Source organism: Chryseobacterium sp. AG363 (genome assembly GCF_003610675.1).
Taxonomy (GTDB): Bacteria; Bacteroidota; Bacteroidia; order Flavobacteriales; family Weeksellaceae; genus Chryseobacterium; species Chryseobacterium cucumeris.
On sequence record NZ_RAQF01000002.1, the window covers coordinates 2,712,201 to 2,730,840 of the forward strand.

Consider the following 18,640-nt stretch of genomic DNA (forward strand, 5'->3'; position numbering starts at 1 on the left):
TTGGGTTATGAAGACCAAGGATAAAATTCTGTCTAAAGCACTGGAATTATTTAATGAGAAAGGGTACAACAATATTACCACAAGGCATATTGCTGCCGAACTTCACATCAGTGCAGGAAATCTGCACTACCATTTCAAACATTCTGAAGACATCATTACAATCCTATTCTCAGAGCTTACCCTGGAAATGGATGAGCTACTGAACCAGATGAAAAAAAAGGAAAATAAAAGTCTGGAAGATCTTTATCAGTTTACCTATTCTACCTGTGAAATTTTTTATTCTTACCGCTTTATATTTATCAATTTTATAGATATTCTGAATCGTAATCCTGACATCAAAGCCAATTATGAAGGGATTAATTTCAGCAGAAAAGAGGAATTTCAACTGATCTTTTCAGATCTTCAGAAGAACAATATATTTTTGAAAGATGTACCTCATTTTATTATAGATGGTCTTGTTGAGCAGATTTTCATCATTGCCGACAACTGGCTTACCCATAACAGACTTATTTTGAAACTTAATCCGAATGAGGCTATTCAGCATTATACCCTTCTGCAGATGAATCTTTTCTACCCACTTCTCAATAAAGAACAGCAAAAACTTTATGAACAGCAATACATCAGATAATCATATCATCCTTAGAAAAGGAGTTTACGATGATCTCCCGGCAATGCTGCAGCTGTTTACGGCAACAATAGATGAGGTGTGCAAAAAAGACTATGATCTACAACAGCTCGAAGCCTGGAAATCCGGTGCCGAGAATGAAGAAAGATGGATGAAGGTAATCAAAGATCAATACGTTGTTGTAGCTGTTACAGAGACTAAAATAGCAGGTTTCTGTACGCTCGACCAGGGAAATTATATTGATCTGCTCTTTGTACACAAAGATTTTCAGCATAGAGGAATTGCAACCTTGCTTTATCGTCACATTGAAAAGGAAGCTTTGCTGAATAATGAAAAAAAAATTACAGCTGATGTCAGTAAAACGGCCAGACCTTTTTTTGAAAAAACAGGTTTTCATGTGGTTCAGGAACAGACTGTTCATGTAAAAGGAATTGCTATGACCAACTATAAAATGGTAAAACATCTTATCTCTTAACTTTCAGGATTATGGAATTACGTTCAGAATATAACGAGTATAGAATTTCAGTTCCAAAGGAATTTGAAAACATATTTACTCATTTTTACTTTGCTGCAAATACTTCTGAATCCTCCATTACCAAAACGCTTTTACCCACTTATCAGACGATTTTGTTATTTTGTTTTGGAGAAAATGCCACGATGTCCACCCGGGAAAAGACCATCATAAGTGTTGATAAATGTATGGTTTTCGGGCCTGTAAGACAAGCCTTTGAATATACACTTCCCGCTGGCTGCTCTATTTTGGTTGTTAATTTTAAAGATGATGCTTTTTTCAGATTCTTCGGAAAAATATCCATTGAACAATCGGTAAGACATCCGGATGAATTGCTGGAAGAAAACTGCTTTACAGACCTTTGGCATCAGCTTACCAGATTAGATTCAGTCACCAAACAGGTGAATCATATTCTTGAATTCTGTAAGCCTTATCTCCAGGATCAGGATATCACCAGCCAGCTTTTGAGCAGTTTTGAAAACGATCTTTTAAATCCCATAAAAGTCATTGCAGAGCAAACCCATCAGACGGAAAGAAATATCCAACGGAAACAAAAAGAACAGTTTGGCTATTCTTTAAAAGAGCTTGCCCGCTACAACCGTTTTTTAAAAGCTATACAACTCATCGAAAAAGAGACTGAAAAACAAAATCAGGTCAAATGGTTTACCATTATTGATGAATGCGGTTACTATGATCAAAGCCAGCTCATCCATGATTTCAAGCATTTTATCAACATTTCTCCCGCTCAGTATTTAAAATTCCAACAGGAAATCTGTAATCCAAAATCTAAATAGTCCGTTTCGTTTTCTTACAATTTTTAAAAAGAGCACTCCGCTAATTTTGTCTCATTAATCTTAACAATCAAAACAATGAGACATTTAATCATTTACGCGCATCCTAATGAAAACAGCTTAAATCATCATCTTCTAAACACTGTTATTGAAACCCTTCAATATCACAACGAGGAAATTATTGTGAGAGATCTTTACGACATCGGTTTCAATCCTGTTCTTTCTTTGAATGATATACAAGGACAAAGGATGGGAAAACTATCAGATGATGTAAAAACCGAACAGGATCATATTTCGTGGGCAGAACAAATTACTTTTATTTATCCTATCTGGTGGACCGGTCTTCCAGCAATGATGAAAGGATATATAGACCGTGTGTTCAGTTATGGTTTTGCTTACCGATATGACCAGGGCATACAGAAAGGTCTTCTGAAAGGCAAAAAAACCGTTATCATCAATACCCATGGAAAATCTCATGAAGAATATGAAAAAACAGGCATGGATAAAGCCCTTACTTTAACTTCTGACAATGGTATTTTTATCTATTCCGGGCTTGAAATTATCAGACATTTCTTTTTTGATAAAGCAGATAAAGCTTCTCCTGAAAATCTGGAAATCTGGAAAGGTCAGATTAAAAATTTATACTCTAAAAATGTTCTTAACCATTAATTTTTTTCATGAAAACAACGAGAGAAAAACAGAGAATAAGCCCTATTTTACAGAATTCTTATCAGGCAACAAAGAAAATAATAAAATACAGTTTTTACATCTTTATCTTGTATTTTATTTTTAAGGGATTTATGGCATGAAATTAGCTTCAAAAATCGCAAGTAAAATTGTTTTGAACCATTATTTTAAGCCATTAAGATTGATGGATGGTTAAGTTTTTCTTTTAAAACAAATCTTGTTATAACCCTACAATGCGTCTTAATGGTTTAAATATTGGATCTTCAGGAAATTCCTGTATATTTACCTTATAATGAAACATCTGAACAGTATATTACGTCTTCCATTCTTCAGTGAATATTATGCACCGGGCTATCGTTCGGGAAGACTTTCTATATCTGTAATCCAATAAAATAATCTAACGTTTATATAGAAGCCCGGACAGTACCTGTCCGGGCTTTTTTCATTTTAAAACTATTCAAACATGATTCATCCATTACAAGAAAATGTGGCTATCATCCTGCCTGAAAACGGTTTGGAAGAAAAACTGGCTCAAGCCGAAAAGGAAAACAGAAAACTTTCCATCAAACTGGGATTTGATCCCACCGCTCCGGATCTGCATCTGGGACATGCTGTAGTCTTAAAAAAACTGAAACAGTTTCAGGATCTGGGCCATCATATTATTATTGTCGTAGGAAGCTTTACGGCAAGAATTGGCGATCCCACCGGAAAAAATAAAGCCAGAAAACCTTTAAGTGCTGAAGATGTGCAGCATAATGCCCAGACTTATATCAATCAGCTTTCCAAGGTCATTGATGTACAGAAGACAAAGATTGTTTTCAATTCTGACTGGCTGGATGCTCTTGATTTTTCTGAAGTCATCCAACTGCTTTCAAAAGTGACCGTGGCTCAATTGATGCACCGGAATGATTTTAATAAAAGATTCACAGAAAATACACCTATTGCCATGCATGAACTGGTTTACCCGATTCTTCAGGGTTTTGATTCTGTAAAAATAGAGTGTGATATTGAAATGGGTGGCACGGATCAGCTCTTCAACTGTACCATGGGAAGACAGCTTCAGGAAGTACATCAAATGCCTGCTCAGATTGTCATGTGTATGCCATTGCTGAGAGGGCTTGACGGAAAGGAAAAAATGAGCAAATCCCTGAATAATATTATCGGACTGACAGATGAACCCAATGAAATGTTTGGGAAAACCATGTCTATTCCGGATGCTTTGATTGAAGAATTTATCAACCTGACTACAGATTTTTCTATGGAAGAAAAAACGATGCTTCTTTCCAGCATACAAGAAGGGGAAAATCCAATGAATATCAAGAAACTGATTGCTAAAAATATTATCAGTCAATACCACGATCCTGCTTCAGCAGAAAATGCAGAACAGTTTTTTATCAACCAATTTCAGAATAAAAATTTTGAAGAGAAAGTGTATGAACCTGTGGCTATTGATTCACTGAAAAGTACAGGGAACAGAATCTCTCTCGTTGAACTGTGTCATCAACTTAAAAATGACCTCAGCAAATCGGCAATCAGGAGATTAATAGAGAATGGAGGAGTTCAGATCAATACCCTTAGAATAACGGACGCAAATGAAGAAATGCAGCTCACCCCTCAAACTAAAATAAAAATTGGGAGAAGGGGCTTTTTTGAGATAGTATAAGGCTGGAAGATGGAGGATGGAAATGGAGGATCTTTAAGACGATGAACTTATGGAGGTTATTGATTGGGATATTTTTTAAAAGAGTATTTTAATTTAAAAGACAAAAGAGTTCTTTACTACACAAAAATAACTTCCAGCTTCCTTTCCTTCCACTTCCATCTTCCATCTCTCAGCTTATTTCAATATCTTCGTCCAGTTAAAAACTATTTCCAATGAGCTACATTATGGTTGACATAGAGTCGGACGGTCCGATTCCCGGAGATTTTTCAATGGTCTGTTTCGGAGCGGTACTCGTGAATAAAGAACTGGACACTACTTTTTATGGAAAATTAAAGCCTGTTTCTGAGAAGTTCAACCCAGATGCTTTAGCAGTTTCCGGATTCAGCAGGGAAGAAACAATGAATTTTGATGATCCTGAGAAAGTAATGCTGGCCTTTGAAGACTGGATTACCACTCATTCCAAAGGCAGACCTATTTTCATAAGTGACAATAATGGTTTCGACTGGATGTTTATCTGCTGGTATTTTCATCATTTTATCGGAAGAAATCCTTTTGGCTTTTCTTCCAGAAGACTTTCTGATCTGTACTGCGGGCTGGAAAAAGATACTTTTGCCCAATGGAAACATCTCCGCAAAACGGAACACACGCACAATCCGGTAGACGACGCCAGAGGAAATGCCGAAGTTTTGCTGTACATGAAAGAAGAAATGGGACTAAAAATTGCATTAAAGTAAGAACTCTAATTTTTGACTATGAATCCTGACCTGCATTATAAACAAGCTGATGAAAATGACATTGATTTTCTTCTCAATCTCAGAATGAAAACCATGAATCCGCACTATGAAACTTCAGGACTTTCTACTGACAGAGAAACAACCCTGCAAAGAGTTTTGTATCAGTTTGAAAAAGCTAATATTATTTTTTTACATGATCAGCCCATTGGACTATTAAAAGTAGACAGAACGTTTACCAATATCGAGGTTTTACAGCTTCAGATTGATCCAAGCCAACAGGGCAAAGGACTTGGAAAAAAGATCTTGTCAGATATTTTAGAAGAAGCTTCATTAGCTGGAAAAACGGTTTCATTAAGTGTTTTAAAAACCAATAAAGCACAGTATCTTTATCAAAGTCTTGGATTTAGAATTGTGGACGAGGATCAGTATTCTTATTTTATGGAAACGGAAAGACAGTAAATGTTTTTTTAAAGTTTTGCTATAGCCGTTGAATGTTTCCTTTGATTTAAATGATTTAAACACAAATCTCACAAATAAATGAGCACAAATGGCCACAATCATCTGTGAGATTCTTCATTACATTTCATTCCATTCAGAATGACACTCCGGAAACAAGCCTTGATTATCCGTTAGTCTTTACTGGTTTGCCATCGTTACATAGATCAATCTTCCGCCTTCTTCTGAGGAAAGCAGTATTTTTTTACCATCAATGAGTTCTACCATAGAGCCTGGTGGAATTTCTTTCTGTTCTGTGACATCCTTCATTCCTGATAAGCTTTGGTTGACCAATACCCATCTTCCCTGGTGGAACGTAAAATATCCTACCGGCATTTTATCCTGCATCGTCAGATTTTCGTTACGTATCACTTTCCTGGAAACATGCCATTTGAAAAGATACTGATTATGATAAACCATGAGCCTGTGATTTTCCGGTTTCCATACCTCATCATCAAATTTAAAATATAAGTCTAAAACGGGTAATGTTCCCTGATGAGGTGTTCCGCAGAACGGACACTTTGGATTGCTGCTATTATCAAAGACATACCATTTTTCTGTACAGCCGGAATTCTGGCAAGGCTGGATCAAATCTACGGTTTTCAATAATGCGGCTTCCCATTCATTGGCCGTGGGACGTCTGATAGGATCATGCAAACCGTCAATGAATGTTTTTCTGAACAATTCTGAAATATATGGACCTGTAACGGTGTACGGAATCTTTTGAGGATCTCCCCAGAATGCATCCCACTTTCTGAGATGATCGGACTTCACATGGTTGGAATTATTTTCCGGATGTTCTATAAACATAGCTTTTTCTCCCATGGATAAAATTTCGTCCTTTTCGGAATCCAGATCCCAGATTTTTCCTCCACGCAGCGGATGTCTTCTCAAAAGATACATATAAATCAGAACGGCAAGTGCATGCAGATCTGTTTTTTGATTGGGTAAATGCCTATTCGGATCCTGAAGTTTTAAATGTTGTGTTTTCAGAACTTCGGGTGCAATAAAGTCGGCGGTTCCTATGACTTCCGGTGGAAAGAGTTTGGGAACCACAAGACCGTCAATATCGATAATACAGGCAGATTTTGTAACGGGATCTACCAGAATATTGTTATAAGACAAATCGGAGTGTGCCAGTCCCATCTGATGCAGCTTTTTCACTCCCCGGCTGATATTGACAGCAATCTGGAAATAGCTCAGCCAATCTCCCAATTCTGACTGATCAAGTCTCAACGGATACTGCTGATTCCTGAACATGGGAGCGGTAAACCATTTCCCCACCTTATCCTGTCCCTGGATATTATCTGAACCAATATAGCCTTTGGCAAAATAAAATTTATCGTGATAAACAGGAACTACAATTCCCGTTAGTCTATTTCTTTCAACAATATCATAAGGCCATCTGAATATTTCATTCAGAAAATATTCAGAAGCATTTCCATTCTGTATACTTTGCAGATAGGTAGAAACAATCCTCATGATTCTTTCTTTCTGTCCTTCATCCAGCGGATTTCGGTAGAAAGCGACTACATAGTCTTTATCAGGCGAAAAATAAACATCTTTCACTCCGCCCCGGATAGGGTTTTCATCTACGTATTCATAAGATTTGGCTGTATCCAGAACAGAGACAACTTTAATAGTTTTTTTCATGGTATTAATAGATTATGGCCAATGTACGGTCATCATGATTTCCTCTGCTCCAGAAATCGCTCCAAATTAAAAGCTCTTCATCGATTTTTTCATCGTTAATAAAATCTGCTTTCGTCCGGTCATCATTATTTCCGGCAAGGTCTTCAAAAAGTGCTTTCCAGCTTTCTACATCTTCCAGTTTATTTTCTGTAGTAAATTTAGGATCATAAATACCATCTGTCATCAGCACGAGATAGGAAAAATCTTCTACACAGGTAATTTGGAAACGGGAAGCCATTTTATCATTAAAAATTTCTTTCATGGTGATAAAACGAGTGCCACCACCAAACTCTCCCACATCCATTCGGTTTAACAATTTTACTTCAGAAAAGTCTGTATTAATCAGATTGATCGGACAGTCACCCACTCCAAAGCTCAGAATCACATATCCGAAACTGAATTTCTTAAGCAAAGTAAAAATAAGTGTAGTGTGCAGATCATTCACAGAAAGGGCATTTTCTGCCGCTTTTTTTTCTAATGTGTGATAAACATGCAAGACACTTTCCGATAAGATATTGATGGTATCCTGCTTGGCTTTCAATTGTTCTTTATCAGGGAACTGATTGATATATAAAACATTGATGTTATTTTCAATCTGGTTTAAAATCTCCTGTGAGTTAAAAAAATGGTTGATCGTTGTAGTTGCCAGCCTTGAACCTTCTCTGGCAGCTGAGGCAGAGCCCGCTCCATCTGAAACAGAAATAATATTCCAGCCGTTGGGAAGCGTATTTACGGCAAAATCGTCTTCACGAAATTTACCTTCATGAGCGTGAGAACGTCCTCTTTTGGAAACTACAACAATTTTTTTGTCTGAAAAAGAACCTTTGTATGAGTCTTCTTCCGATTTATAAAAAGCAGCATTGGTATCGCTTGGAATATTTCTCCACAAGTCTTTAGGATCTGCGTTGACAAACAGTTGGATTTTTTTTATTTCAATTTGATTCTGATCATGAGTGTGATAAAACCGAACATCCAGATGGTACATATTATTCTTTAACGGAATTCCTGAAATAGTATCATTTTCAAAACTAAGTCCAGTTTCTTCCAGGTTTCCGATATTCTGAATCCTGATGTTGGGAAACTCTTGCATCTGCAGACTGAACTCATAGAACTGTTTGGCACTGGCATTTTTCAATACCCAATGAACGTCTTTGAATTCTTCTTTTTCTTTAAAGATAAGAGCCTGTTCCATAGTTTTCGGTTTGGATTCATCCCTTGATTTCCTGAAAAATTTCCCCATCATTAGCCCAACGTTCTGTTAATATCAAATCCACCTCCGGAAAATCCATAATAATCGGAAGTTCCACACCACGGACATTTACTGTATCCTTCTCCCCTCAGGCAATGAATTCCTCCACACGAGCAGGTAGCCAGCGCAATGGGATTGGCACAGTGAGGGCATGAAGTTCCTCCGTCCAGTTCTTCGATATTGATTTTAAGATGAGTTTTCTGATTGGAAGAAAGTCTGTAGTAGGCTTTTTCATCAATTTTATATGCTCCGTCCAGTCTGTAATATCTTGTAGCCATTCCCGGTATGCTTGATTCTGCAAATGTTTTTTTGAATTTCATCAGATAAAGCTTTTCCGTTTCCTGGCATTTTCCATTCAATACTACAAAATTATTATCAGGAAATCTCTGTTCCATTTCAGGATCTACTTTCTCCAGAATAATGGAATCAATTTTAGACAAATTAATTCCTTCTTTTTTTGCTTCTGTGACACTCTGGCTGGTTGTTTTAATAGAATCCGTTACCCATTTGAAAAACTCTTTGTAAGAATTCTCATCAGAATTATTGAACAGTAAAACATGGTCTGCCAGAGAACCGAGAAGTTTATAATTGGTATTTTCTCCAATAGAAACGGCAATAGTGTTAGATTTTCCATTGTATTTGGTATTCCATCTTTCAATGGCTTTGGTGGCATCATCAGTGGGAACTCCGTCTGTAAAAAGGAACACTATAGGTTTCCAGTCGCCTTTTCTTTCATACGTTGTTTTCACAATATCCTTGTCGATACAATCCATTACTTTGATTAATCCCTGGGAAAGCGACGTTCCACTTCCGATTGGGATTTTTGGCGGATAAAAACTGATAATATCCTGCATGGGAGTAATCACTTCCGCTTCTCCTGCAAAACCTATCACAGAAATGTAAACCGTTTCCAGTGAATACGGATCTTTTTTTAATTCCCTGATGATATTGGCGATACCTTCCTGTACCTGCTCAATAGGCTCTCCTACCATAGATTCGGAGATATCTACTAAAAAATAAATAGGCAGTCTTCTCATGGTGTAAAGACAATATTTTAAATAATAATAGTAAGCTCCGATGGTGGCGGAGGTAATGTGATATTTTCTCCCGTATTCTGAGATTGTCCTCCCTGTGTAATGGAAGAGCTCACCCATTTGAAAAAGGAAGAAAGAGTAATCGCGTCTGTAGTATCCAGTTTTACCACATGATCGGTCAGTTCTTTCAAAAACTGCTCATCTGCTTTCGGGCCTGCTGCACATCCTACGATAGCCCCAAATTCCATCCCTCTGATCACAGGGATCATCTGCCTGTACTTCTGAATATCCGAAGGTTTTCCATCCGTAAATATAAACAGTAACGGCTGCCAGTCTCCTTTTGCATCGGCAGATTCTTTTACAATTTCTCTCTGAACCAGTTCAGAAACCATTTCCAAAGCAGCTCCTGTATGCGTAGGGCCACTATCCGGACAAGTAATCTCCATTGGATAAAAACTTGCCAGATCTGTTAAGGGTATAATATTCTTAACCTCTCTATCAAAGGTAATGACACTTAAATGCAGGCTGTCCATCGCCTGCGGATCCGCGCGAAGCATACTGATAAGACCTTTGAAACCATTGTTCAGTGCCTGAATAGGTTCTCCGTTCATAGACCCTGAAGTATCCAATAAAAAATAAGCTAATAATCTCCTGCTCATTATAGACAAGTATTAATTCTGAAGCCGGCGGAGGGAGTCGGAGACTTCCAAGCCGGCTTTTATATGAGTTGAAAAAATTGAAAATCTAGTTCGAATAAGCGTATTGCTGTCTCAGAATATCGATAAAATTATCTGTATTATGAGGCTCTCCTACAGCGCGGAATTTCCAATCGCCATTGTGACGGTAGGCTTCTGCAAAAACCATTGCACACTTACCATTCATGCTTGAATCGCCGGAAAGGCTGTATTTTGTAATTTCTTTTCCTGAAGCATCTACCGCACGGATAAATGCATTTTCGATCATCCCGAAGTGCTGGTTATTGGTTCTTCCCTGATAAATGGTAACAATGAACACAATTTTCTGGTAGCTTTGATCCAGCTGATCCAGTCTTACAATGATCTGCTCATCATCGCCATCTCCAGCTCCGGTTCTGTTATCTCCGGTAAGCCATACATTTCCGCTTGGGTGCTGCATAGAATTGAAGAAAACCACATCTCCCTGATAAAGGCCCATCTGTCTTCCGTCATTGGTCTGCACCGTTCTTCCAAGATTAGCTACTTTTCCGTTGCCATCCAAAAGAAAGGCTACAGCATCAAGATCATATTCTGCTTCCTTGCTGAACAGTTTACCGAAGAATCCACTGCTTTGTTTTCTTACATCCCATCCTAGACCGATGGTTACTTTTGAAAGATCATAAACGCTTTCTCCGCGGTCATTCTTTCTTAAATCTATCGTTTGTCCTTTCTGTAAATTAATTGCCATAGTTATAGTTTTTGTGTATTTGATGATTTATTTGATGATTTGCCCTTTGTAGTATTTTTCAAGGAAGAAGCCTAAATCTGCTCTGTATCCTATCCCTGAAGCTTCAAATTTCCAGCTTCCGTTTCTTTTGTACAGTCTTCCGAACTCTACTCCTGTTTCGATAGAGAAATCCTCATCCAGTTCGTATTTTGCAATTTCCTGGTTGGAATGGTTATCTACTACTCTGATATAGGAGTTTCTTACCTGTCCGAAATTCTGTCTTCTTCTTTCAAAGTCTTCTATGGTGACCACAAAAAGGATCTCTTCTACTCTTGAATCTACTTTATCAAGGTCTATAATGATCGCTTCATCATCGTCACCATCACTGTTTTTACCACTCGGATCATCTCCTGTATGGGTAAGTGCTCCATCCGGAGAATTCAGGTTATTGTAAAAAACGAAGTATTCTTCGCTTACTAATTTTCTGTCAGAATCAATCATGATTGCAGAAGCATCCAGGTCAAAATCGTAGCCGGTTCCTTCATTCGGATCCCAGCCTAATCCAATCGTCATTTTCGTCAATCCTATCTCGATCTTTTGTCCTTTCTGTAGATTAATTGCCATAGTGTTTTATATTATGATTATTTTTTGCATTAAGATAGAAGTGATTTACGAATTGACCAAATTTATTGATGAAAAAATGTTCCATACCGCTTAATTTTAAACTCTTTAAATCACAAAAATGCTCATAAAAAAAGGTCCAATTAAAAAATTGAACCTTGCATTATATAAAAAATGTATTGAATTAATTTTCAAATTCTTTATCTGAAACAGCAGCATTTCTTGCTTTGGCCAGCATAGGAATGGAAATTAATCCCATCACCAGCATAATCACAATCTGCAACGGTAAAGAAATAAAGGAATAGGTAAGTCCCATTTCACCTCCAAAATCTGCACTTTTTCCTACTGAAATGAAAAGAGCCATAAAACCATACTTCATGGCAAGGTTATACGCTCCGATTCCTCCGCTGGCAGGAATAATCATTCCCAGTGTTCCCACTACAATAATGAAAAATCCATCTGCAAAGGTAAATGCTGAAGTTTCAGGAAGGGCAAAGCATACCAGATAAGCTGCTAAATAATAGCAAATCCAGATTCCTAATGTATAAAGAATGAATTTCCCTTTTTCTTTTAATTTAAAGATGGAAGTTATCCCCTGAAAAATCCCGTCAATAAAGCTAACCACTTTTCCTAAAAACGGAACTTCTGCCAGTTTCTTTCTAAATACAAAAAATAAGACTGTTCCTATTACCAGAATGGAAAGGATGAATATTATTTTAGTAGGATTGATATTGACTCCTGAGTTTTTATAGAATGACAGAATTGCATCATATTTGAACAATAATGTCAGTCCTAAGAAACCAAGCATACAGATCAGGTCTACTACTCTTTCCAGAATAATAGTTCCAAAAGATTTATCTACAGGTACTTTTTCCACCCCATATAAAGCGGTTGCCCTTGCTACTTCGCCACTTCTGGGAATCGTAAGGTTCATCAGATAACCAAATGAGATAGACCAAAGCGCATTGGAATTGGAAATTCTGTGTCCCATCGGCTCCAGCATCAGATTCCAGCGGATTGCCCTGAACCAGTAAGCCAGAAGACCAAATACGGAAGCAAACAATACCCAGATATAATTAGCTTTTGCCAGTGATTTCTGAATGACTTTAAAATCCAGACCTCTTAAGGCAAGCCATAAAAAAAAGCCTGCAAAAGCAAGCGATATTACTATTGTAAGTATTGATTTTACCGGACTTTTTGATGTTTTCTCCATGTACTACGTAAGAAGATTTGTTTTTTCATCCGGGAAAACGATCTTTGGCTGGAAATCTTTTGCTTCCTCCGGAGTCATCTGAGCATAAGCAATAATGATGATAATATCATCTTTCTGTACTTTTCTTGCTGCAGGACCATTCAGACATACTTCCCCTGATTTTCTTTTCCCTTTGATCACGTAAGTATCAAAGCGTTCTCCGTTGTTCACATTAACGATATAGACTCTTTCTCCCACTACCAGACCGGCAGCTTCTATAAGATCTTCATCGATCGTTATACTCCCTATGTAATTAAGGTCAGAGGCAGTTACTCTCACCCTATGAATCTTAGACTTGAAAACTTCTATTAACATGCTGCAAATTTATTAATAAAAATTAATAAAACAGGTCTTTATTATCATTTTAAAACTCCCACAAACACAGGGGTTTAATTTCACAAAACATAAGAAATTTAAAAATTACTTATAGATTTAACAATCATATGGTCAAAAAAATTAATTGTTTATACACAATTTAGGATTTAATAAATACGAAAAATAATATTAACTTTTTGCTAAAGTCAATACACATAAGCATTTGGCATGATTTTAGTAACCTGTAACGTAGATTTTCTGTGAAAAGTGGAATTATCATATTTTAACTGATTTCAGTGAAAAGCAAAAAAATTTTACAAGTTTTAATAAAAAAATTGCACAATTAGAAAATAGTACTATATTTGCTATAATTACGAACTAACTTTAATATTAAAAATTATGAACAAGTCTGAATTAATCGACGCAATCGCAAAAGATGCAGGTATCACTAAAGTTGCAGCAAAAGCTGCTTTAGAATCTTTCATTGGTAACGTTACAACTACTTTAAAGAAAAAAGACGGAAAAGTTTCTTTAGTAGGTTTCGGTACTTTCTCAGTAGCTGAGAGAGCGGCTAGACAAGGTATTAACCCTGCAACTAAAAAACCAATCAAAATTGCTGCTAAAAAAGTTGCTAAATTCAAAGCTGGAGCTGATTTATCAAATGCAGTTTCAGGTGCTAAGAAAAAATAATCATTCAGATTACAAAAATTCAAGGCTGTTTCTTAGAAACAGCTTTTTTTATGTCAAATTGTGATAGGAAATCCAACCGTTAAGAAGATTTAACTGGTTTATAATTATTAAGTTTTGGCTAAAGCCGGTATTATCAGACCCAATAAAATAAGCGGGCTAAAGCCCGCTTCTATTGATAAACCGATCATGACATGCATTAAAATATAACGCATCATCTAGTTTTTAACCTCTTATTTTTCCATTACGGAGCCAATCTTGAAATTTTCCAGTCAAGGTCTTTAAGCTCATAAATAATCCTGTCATGAAGACGATTGGGTCTTCCCTGCCAGAATTCAATTTCATAGGGTCTGGCAAGATATCCGCCCCAATTGGCAGGTCTTGGCACTTCCGTATGTTCAAACTCCTTTTCCAGCTCTTTTAATTTATCTTCCAGAAATTCTCTATTAGGAATCTCCTGGCTTTGCGGAGAGACCACAGCGCCAAGCTGACTTCCTTTTGGCCTGGAATGGAAATAACCATCGCTAAGATTTTCTGCTACCTTTTCAAGATCAGCCTTGATAATGATCTGCCTTTCAAGATTAGGCCAGAAAAAATGCAGGCAGGCTTTATGATTGCTTTCTATTGCTTTTCCTTTTCTGCTGTTATAATTGGTATAAAAAATAAACCCCTCATGGGTATATGCTTTAAGAAGCACCATTCTTGTTCTTGGACACCCATCTTCTTCTACAGTAGAAACCGCCATAGCATTAGCTTCTGAGATCATCGGACTCTCATTGGCTTCCAAAAACCAGTCTCTGAACTGCTCAATTGGATTTTGTTTTATCTCACTTTCAATAAGTTGGGATTTCTCGTACACTTTTCTTTTGTCGTGCAGGTTTTCCATAAATATTTTTTATTAAATTTGAGTATGAATCACTCATACAAAGGTAAAATATTAATCTCGACCCCTGACATTTCCGGCGATATTTTTTCAAGATCGGTAGTATTGGTTATTGAACATAATGAAAGTGGTGCATTTGGTTTGATATTGAATAAAAAGAATAGCCAGATGAGTAGCAAATTCAAAGATTTTTTTGACTTTAAAATTGAGGTTTATGATGGAGGGCCTGTAGAAAACGACAAAGTATTCTTCATTGTAAAAGGTAAAAGAGTTACTGAGATCTATACAGACATCACTGATGAATACTATCTTACAGAAGATATTGAACGTATTATTAATGCGGTTTTAAGCAGTGAACTGGATATTAATCATATCAAAATATTTTCAGGATATTCCGGGTGGTCTCCTAATCAGCTGGATAGTGAAGTTCAGAGGAAAATGTGGACTGTAGTGGATGTTTATAATCTTGATTATACACTTCCAAACGATCAGACACTCTGGAAATCTATCATGCAGAATCTTGGAGGAGAATTTCTTCTCTGGGCCAATTCGCCAGAAGATATTTCACTGAACTAAAAGTATATTTTTCGCATTACTCTGATAATTAACAAACTTTAAGATTCTTTTAACCAATTTTAAAGAAAGTTTTTCCGTTCTTTGAAAAACTAAAATCACTGATATGAAAGGTATTACATTACTTGCTTTATCAATATTTTCTACAGCTTTTTTATCATTTACTCCTATCAACAAAAAATATATTGTCATCGATGCCGGACATGGCGGAAATGATTTTGGAGCAACTTATGGTGAAATTCTGGAAAAAAATATTGCATTAAGCGTTGCTAAGGAAATCCGGAAGATCAATGAAAGCCAGAATCAATATGAAGTTATTTTAACAAGGGATTCAGACAGTTATCCTACTCTTGCAGAAAGAACAGATCTGATCAACAAGCTAAACCCTGAAATGGTTATTTCCCTTCACGTGAACAGCTCTCCTGAAAAAGAAAGATCTGACAACGGATTTGAAGTGTACGTTCAAAATTCTGATGTTTCAAAGGAATTAGCTGGAAAAATCTATAAGAAATTCAATGCCCGAAAAATATCGGAGAGCAATCTTCATATGCTGAGAGAAACCAAAGCACCTGCTGTATTGGTAGAACTTGGCTTCATCAATAATTCTGACAACAGGAATTATATTACCAGTGAAAAAGGGCAGAAAGAAATCGCACAAAAATTTGTTGAGATTATCAACGAATATTAAATAAAAAAACAATTTCTGATTTACTCAGAATAAAACCCGGTAAAGGACTTCTGGAACTTTGTTGTTTACCGGGTTTGTCAATTTTTATGAATTAAAACTTTTCTTCCAGCTTTCTACCAGTTCAGAGAAACGGGAAGTTTCAAAAGTCTTGTTTCTTATCTTACCTACAGAAAATATACCTTTCTCGTCTGAAATCATTAAAATTTCTTCAGCTTTCTGAGATTCAAATGCGATAATCTCGTGTTCCTGAATATCAGCAAGATTATTTTTATGTAAAAAAGTAACAAAGTTTTCCATCAAAGGAGAAATGTAAGCTCCTTCTGTCTGTTTGGGTACTTTGATCACGTCACCTTCCAAAAAGAGAAGATTTCCTGCAGTGGTGCGCGCTATTCTTTTGTTTGGATTCAGAAGAATCACGTCATCAAGGTCATTTTCCTGGGCATAGATCACTCCGTAAATATTTTCCGGACAGTGAACCCTGATATTGCTCAAAAGATTGTTATTAACGTTAATTTCTTTAATCAAATCCAATTCCAAAGGTCTTTGATGAACTGCAAGCACATCCGCCATTTCCATTACTTCGTAAAAATAGGAAACTGAAGATTTTGCCAAGGTCACTCCATCATTATTTCTGAACACCTGGAAATTGATAATTCCGTTCTTGACTCCTTTACCTTCAATGATTTCTTTTTGAAAAAGGTTCTGGAAAAACTCCAGGGTGTAAGTTAAAGGAATATTCAGTCTCATCTTTCTCATGGAAGCCATCAGGAAAAAATAGCATTCTTCGTCCATGATCAATCCACCATTTCTTACAAAGAAAGATACTTTTACTGAGTCTCCCCAAAGAAAAGCTCTGTTCTTTACACTTAACTCGTCTGATGTAAAATATTGATTTTCCAATTTTTGATATGATTTATTTACAAAAAAATAATGAACGATAAATCGTTCATCAGTTTTATCATTTCATATAGCCCGGTATTATGCCGCACCTAGTTTTATTCTCAGGTTTTCGATAAGATTTTCCCAATACATTGCATTTTCCTCTTCATCACCTTCTTCACAGAAATCTGTAATATTTAAAGCAAGATCTTCTGTAATATCATCGATAGTGATAGTCATTTCAAAGAAATTTTTTGTTCCTTCATCTTCTTCCCATCTGAAACGCACGAAACCTTCAGGCTTATATCTGATCAAAGTGGCCTTCTCAGCAGGTCCTCCACCCCAGCTAAAAAAGAAATCATCGCCTTTCTCTGTTACCTCATCCGCAAACCATTCAGACAATCCCTCTGCAGTCGCCAGATATTCATATAAAATCTCTGATAAACAGTGCATTGGAAATTCGTAATGGACTTTATGTTTCGCCATATAATCTTTGTTTTATCGTCCCGCAATATATAAATTAATTTTTTTATTACGCAAAAAAACAATTACTTTTTTATAGAATCTGTATGATATTTATCACTGGATTTAAATCTCTGTGATGTCAGGTTTTAAAGCTAAAAATTACCATGCAAAACATAAAAAAATCTCTCATTTACAGAGAGATTTTATCTTTAATTTTCATTCAGTATATCAAGAATAATCTTGCATCCTTCCCGAATTTCGTCCAGAGATAATGTAAGCGGTGGAGAGATTCTCAGGTATTCATTTCTGTACAGCTGCCAGAAAACAATCAGCCCTTTTTCCATACATTTTTTAGCTACTTCCAGCGTATATTCAGGAGTTCCTAAGTTCACGGCAAGCATCAACCCTTTACCGTTGATATTTTTAATTTTAGGATGAACCAAAAGTTCTCTGAACAACTTTTCTTTTTCCTCAACTTCATTCATTAAACCACTATCCAACACTTCTTTTAATGTGGCATAACTTGATGCTGCAATTAATGGATTTCCTCCAAAAGTAGTAATATGCCCAAGTTTTGGTGAGTGAGAAAGGGTTTCCATAATTTCTCTGGAACTCATAAAAGCTCCTACAGGAACTCCACCACCCATTCCTTTTCCCATCACCAGAATATCCGGAACAATTCCAAAATGTTCAAAAGAGAATAACTTCCCTGTTCTTCCAAATCCGGGCTGTATTTCGTCCAGAATTAAAAGTGCTCCTACTTCTTCACATCTTCTTTTTAATTTGATCAGATAGTCGTTATTTGGAACCAGAAAGCCTGCTGCTCCCTGAATGGTCTCAAGAATAACACAAGCAGTCTTCTTCGTAATTTTATCAAAGTCATCTTCATTGTTAAGCTCAATGAAAGACACCATTGGTAGTAAAGGACGGAATTCTCTCTTGTGAGTTTCATTTCCGGAAACACTTAAAGCCCCATGAGTATTTCCATGGTAAGAATTTTTAAAGGAAACTATTTCTTCTCTTCCCGTATATCTTTTAGCCAGCTTTAAGCTTCCATCGATAGCTTCTGCACCGCTATTCACAAGGTAAGTAACCTCCAGAGGATCCGGAGTGGCTTCTGCAAGCAGTCTGCATAATGCGATTGGTTTTTCCTGTGCATATTCTCCGTAAACCATTACGTGAAGATATTTATCGGCCTGCTCTTTAATGGCATCCACTATTTTAGGGTGCGAGTGTCCCAAAGTATTAGCAGAAACTCCTGCTACAAAGTCAAGATATCTTTTTCCGTCTGTACCATAAATGTAGCTTCCTACTGCTTTTTCAACTTCAAAACCGGCAGCAAATTTGGTGGTTTGAGCCTGATATATAAAAAAATCTTTATGCATTTCCATAAAT

At 36.6% G+C, this 18,640-nt stretch carries 22 protein-coding genes; 10 read left to right on the forward strand and 12 right to left on the reverse strand.

Features of this window, described 5'->3' with window-relative positions:
• The first annotated feature begins 7 nt into the window (after nt 1-7).
• From DEU39_RS12305 to DEU39_RS12335, 7 genes are all read left to right on the forward strand, one after another.
• Nucleotides 8-628 carry a TetR/AcrR family transcriptional regulator gene (locus DEU39_RS12305; protein ID WP_062673882.1) on the forward strand — a complete coding sequence of 207 codons (621 nt, stop codon included), beginning with the start codon at nt 8-10 and terminating at the stop codon, nt 626-628.
• Nucleotides 606-1,100, forward strand: a complete 495-nt coding sequence (locus tag DEU39_RS12310) for a GNAT family N-acetyltransferase (RefSeq protein WP_120232107.1) — start codon at nt 606-608, stop codon at nt 1,098-1,100. Before DEU39_RS12305 ends, DEU39_RS12310 begins: the two co-directional genes overlap by 23 nt.
• An 11-nt stretch (nt 1,101-1,111) precedes the next feature.
• Complete coding sequence (locus DEU39_RS12315) at nt 1,112-1,930, forward strand: AraC family transcriptional regulator (RefSeq protein ID WP_120232108.1); 819 nt, start codon at nt 1,112-1,114, stop codon at nt 1,928-1,930.
• A gap of 75 nt (nt 1,931-2,005) precedes the next feature.
• Nucleotides 2,006-2,596, forward strand: a complete 591-nt coding sequence (locus DEU39_RS12320) for an NAD(P)H-dependent oxidoreductase (RefSeq protein WP_120232109.1) — start codon at nt 2,006-2,008, stop codon at nt 2,594-2,596.
• Between the two features lie 481 nt (nt 2,597-3,077).
• On the forward strand, nt 3,078-4,277 hold the full coding sequence (tyrS, locus tag DEU39_RS12325) for a tyrosine--tRNA ligase (protein WP_120232110.1): 1,200 nt from the start codon (nt 3,078-3,080) through the stop codon (nt 4,275-4,277).
• A gap of 212 nt (nt 4,278-4,489) precedes the next feature.
• Nucleotides 4,490-5,011 (forward strand): 3'-5' exoribonuclease domain-containing protein, encoded by a 522-nt coding sequence (locus tag DEU39_RS12330; RefSeq protein WP_120232111.1) that lies wholly within the window; start codon nt 4,490-4,492, stop codon nt 5,009-5,011.
• A gap of 18 nt (nt 5,012-5,029) precedes the next feature.
• Nucleotides 5,030-5,470 (forward strand): GNAT family N-acetyltransferase, encoded by a 441-nt coding sequence (locus DEU39_RS12335; RefSeq protein WP_120232112.1) that lies wholly within the window; start codon nt 5,030-5,032, stop codon nt 5,468-5,470.
• Nucleotides 5,471-5,647: 177 nt separating this feature from the next.
• Here DEU39_RS12335 and DEU39_RS12340 read toward each other — a convergent pair whose 3' ends face one another.
• The 8 genes from DEU39_RS12340 to panD form a co-directional block, all read right to left on the reverse strand.
• Nucleotides 5,648-7,159, reverse strand: coding sequence for a helix-hairpin-helix domain-containing protein (locus tag DEU39_RS12340; protein WP_120232113.1), 1,512 nt, complete (start codon nt 7,157-7,159; stop codon nt 5,648-5,650).
• Between the two features lie 4 nt (nt 7,160-7,163).
• Nucleotides 7,164-8,441, reverse strand: a complete 1,278-nt coding sequence (locus DEU39_RS12345; protein WP_120232114.1) for a PP2C family serine/threonine-protein phosphatase — start codon at nt 8,439-8,441, stop codon at nt 7,164-7,166.
• On the reverse strand, nt 8,441-9,484 hold the full coding sequence (locus tag DEU39_RS12350; protein ID WP_120232115.1) for a TerY-C metal binding domain-containing protein: 1,044 nt from the start codon (nt 9,482-9,484) through the stop codon (nt 8,441-8,443). Before DEU39_RS12350 ends, DEU39_RS12345 begins: the two co-directional genes overlap by 1 nt.
• 17 nt (nt 9,485-9,501) lie before the next feature.
• A complete protein-coding gene (locus DEU39_RS12355; RefSeq protein WP_120232116.1) occupies nt 9,502-10,140 on the reverse strand; it encodes a vWA domain-containing protein in 639 nt (212 codons plus the stop codon).
• Between the two features lie 85 nt (nt 10,141-10,225).
• Complete coding sequence (locus DEU39_RS12360) at nt 10,226-10,903, reverse strand: TerD family protein (RefSeq protein WP_034698935.1); 678 nt, start codon at nt 10,901-10,903, stop codon at nt 10,226-10,228.
• A 27-nt stretch (nt 10,904-10,930) separates the two neighbouring features.
• Entirely contained in the window at nt 10,931-11,506 is a 576-nt protein-coding gene (locus tag DEU39_RS12365) for a TerD family protein (protein ID WP_034698933.1), read from the reverse strand.
• Nucleotides 11,507-11,687: 181 nt separating this feature from the next.
• The gene (locus DEU39_RS12370; protein WP_062673859.1) at nt 11,688-12,716 is read right to left on the reverse strand and encodes a lysylphosphatidylglycerol synthase transmembrane domain-containing protein; all 1,029 of its coding nucleotides are present in this window, start codon (nt 12,714-12,716) and stop codon (nt 11,688-11,690) included.
• Between the two features lie 3 nt (nt 12,717-12,719).
• A complete protein-coding gene (gene panD, locus DEU39_RS12375; protein WP_002976902.1) occupies nt 12,720-13,070 on the reverse strand; it encodes an aspartate 1-decarboxylase in 351 nt (116 codons plus the stop codon).
• A 399-nt stretch (nt 13,071-13,469) separates the two neighbouring features.
• Here panD and DEU39_RS12380 point away from each other — a divergent pair, with 399 nt between their 5' ends.
• Nucleotides 13,470-13,760, forward strand: a complete 291-nt coding sequence (locus DEU39_RS12380; protein ID WP_002976900.1) for an HU family DNA-binding protein — start codon at nt 13,470-13,472, stop codon at nt 13,758-13,760.
• A 241-nt stretch (nt 13,761-14,001) separates the two neighbouring features.
• On the opposite strand, the gene pdxH is transcribed toward DEU39_RS12380, so the two are convergent.
• A complete protein-coding gene (pdxH, locus tag DEU39_RS12385; protein WP_062673858.1) occupies nt 14,002-14,643 on the reverse strand; it encodes a pyridoxamine 5'-phosphate oxidase in 642 nt (213 codons plus the stop codon).
• A 24-nt stretch (nt 14,644-14,667) separates the two neighbouring features.
• Between pdxH and DEU39_RS12390 the strand changes: the two genes are divergently transcribed.
• Both DEU39_RS12390 and DEU39_RS12395 read left to right on the forward strand, forming a co-directional pair.
• Nucleotides 14,668-15,216, forward strand: a complete 549-nt coding sequence (locus DEU39_RS12390) for a YqgE/AlgH family protein (RefSeq protein WP_062673856.1) — start codon at nt 14,668-14,670, stop codon at nt 15,214-15,216.
• Nucleotides 15,217-15,319: 103 nt separating this feature from the next.
• Entirely contained in the window at nt 15,320-15,901 is a 582-nt protein-coding gene (locus tag DEU39_RS12395) for an N-acetylmuramoyl-L-alanine amidase (RefSeq protein ID WP_062673854.1), read from the forward strand.
• An 84-nt stretch (nt 15,902-15,985) separates the two neighbouring features.
• Here the strand turns inward: DEU39_RS12395 and DEU39_RS12400 are convergent, their stop codons facing one another.
• From DEU39_RS12400 to DEU39_RS12410, 3 genes are all read right to left on the reverse strand, one after another.
• Entirely contained in the window at nt 15,986-16,801 is an 816-nt protein-coding gene (locus DEU39_RS12400) for an aminotransferase class IV (protein WP_120232117.1), read from the reverse strand.
• 78 nt (nt 16,802-16,879) lie between these two features.
• Nucleotides 16,880-17,266 carry an START-like domain-containing protein gene (locus tag DEU39_RS12405; RefSeq protein ID WP_034696870.1) on the reverse strand — a complete coding sequence of 129 codons (387 nt, stop codon included), beginning with the start codon at nt 17,264-17,266 and terminating at the stop codon, nt 16,880-16,882.
• A gap of 188 nt (nt 17,267-17,454) precedes the next feature.
• Nucleotides 17,455-18,630: an aspartate aminotransferase family protein gene (locus tag DEU39_RS12410; RefSeq protein ID WP_120232243.1), complete on the reverse strand. Its 1,176-nt coding sequence runs from the start codon at nt 18,628-18,630 to the stop codon at nt 17,455-17,457.
• Nucleotides 18,631-18,640: the final 10 nt, after the last annotated feature.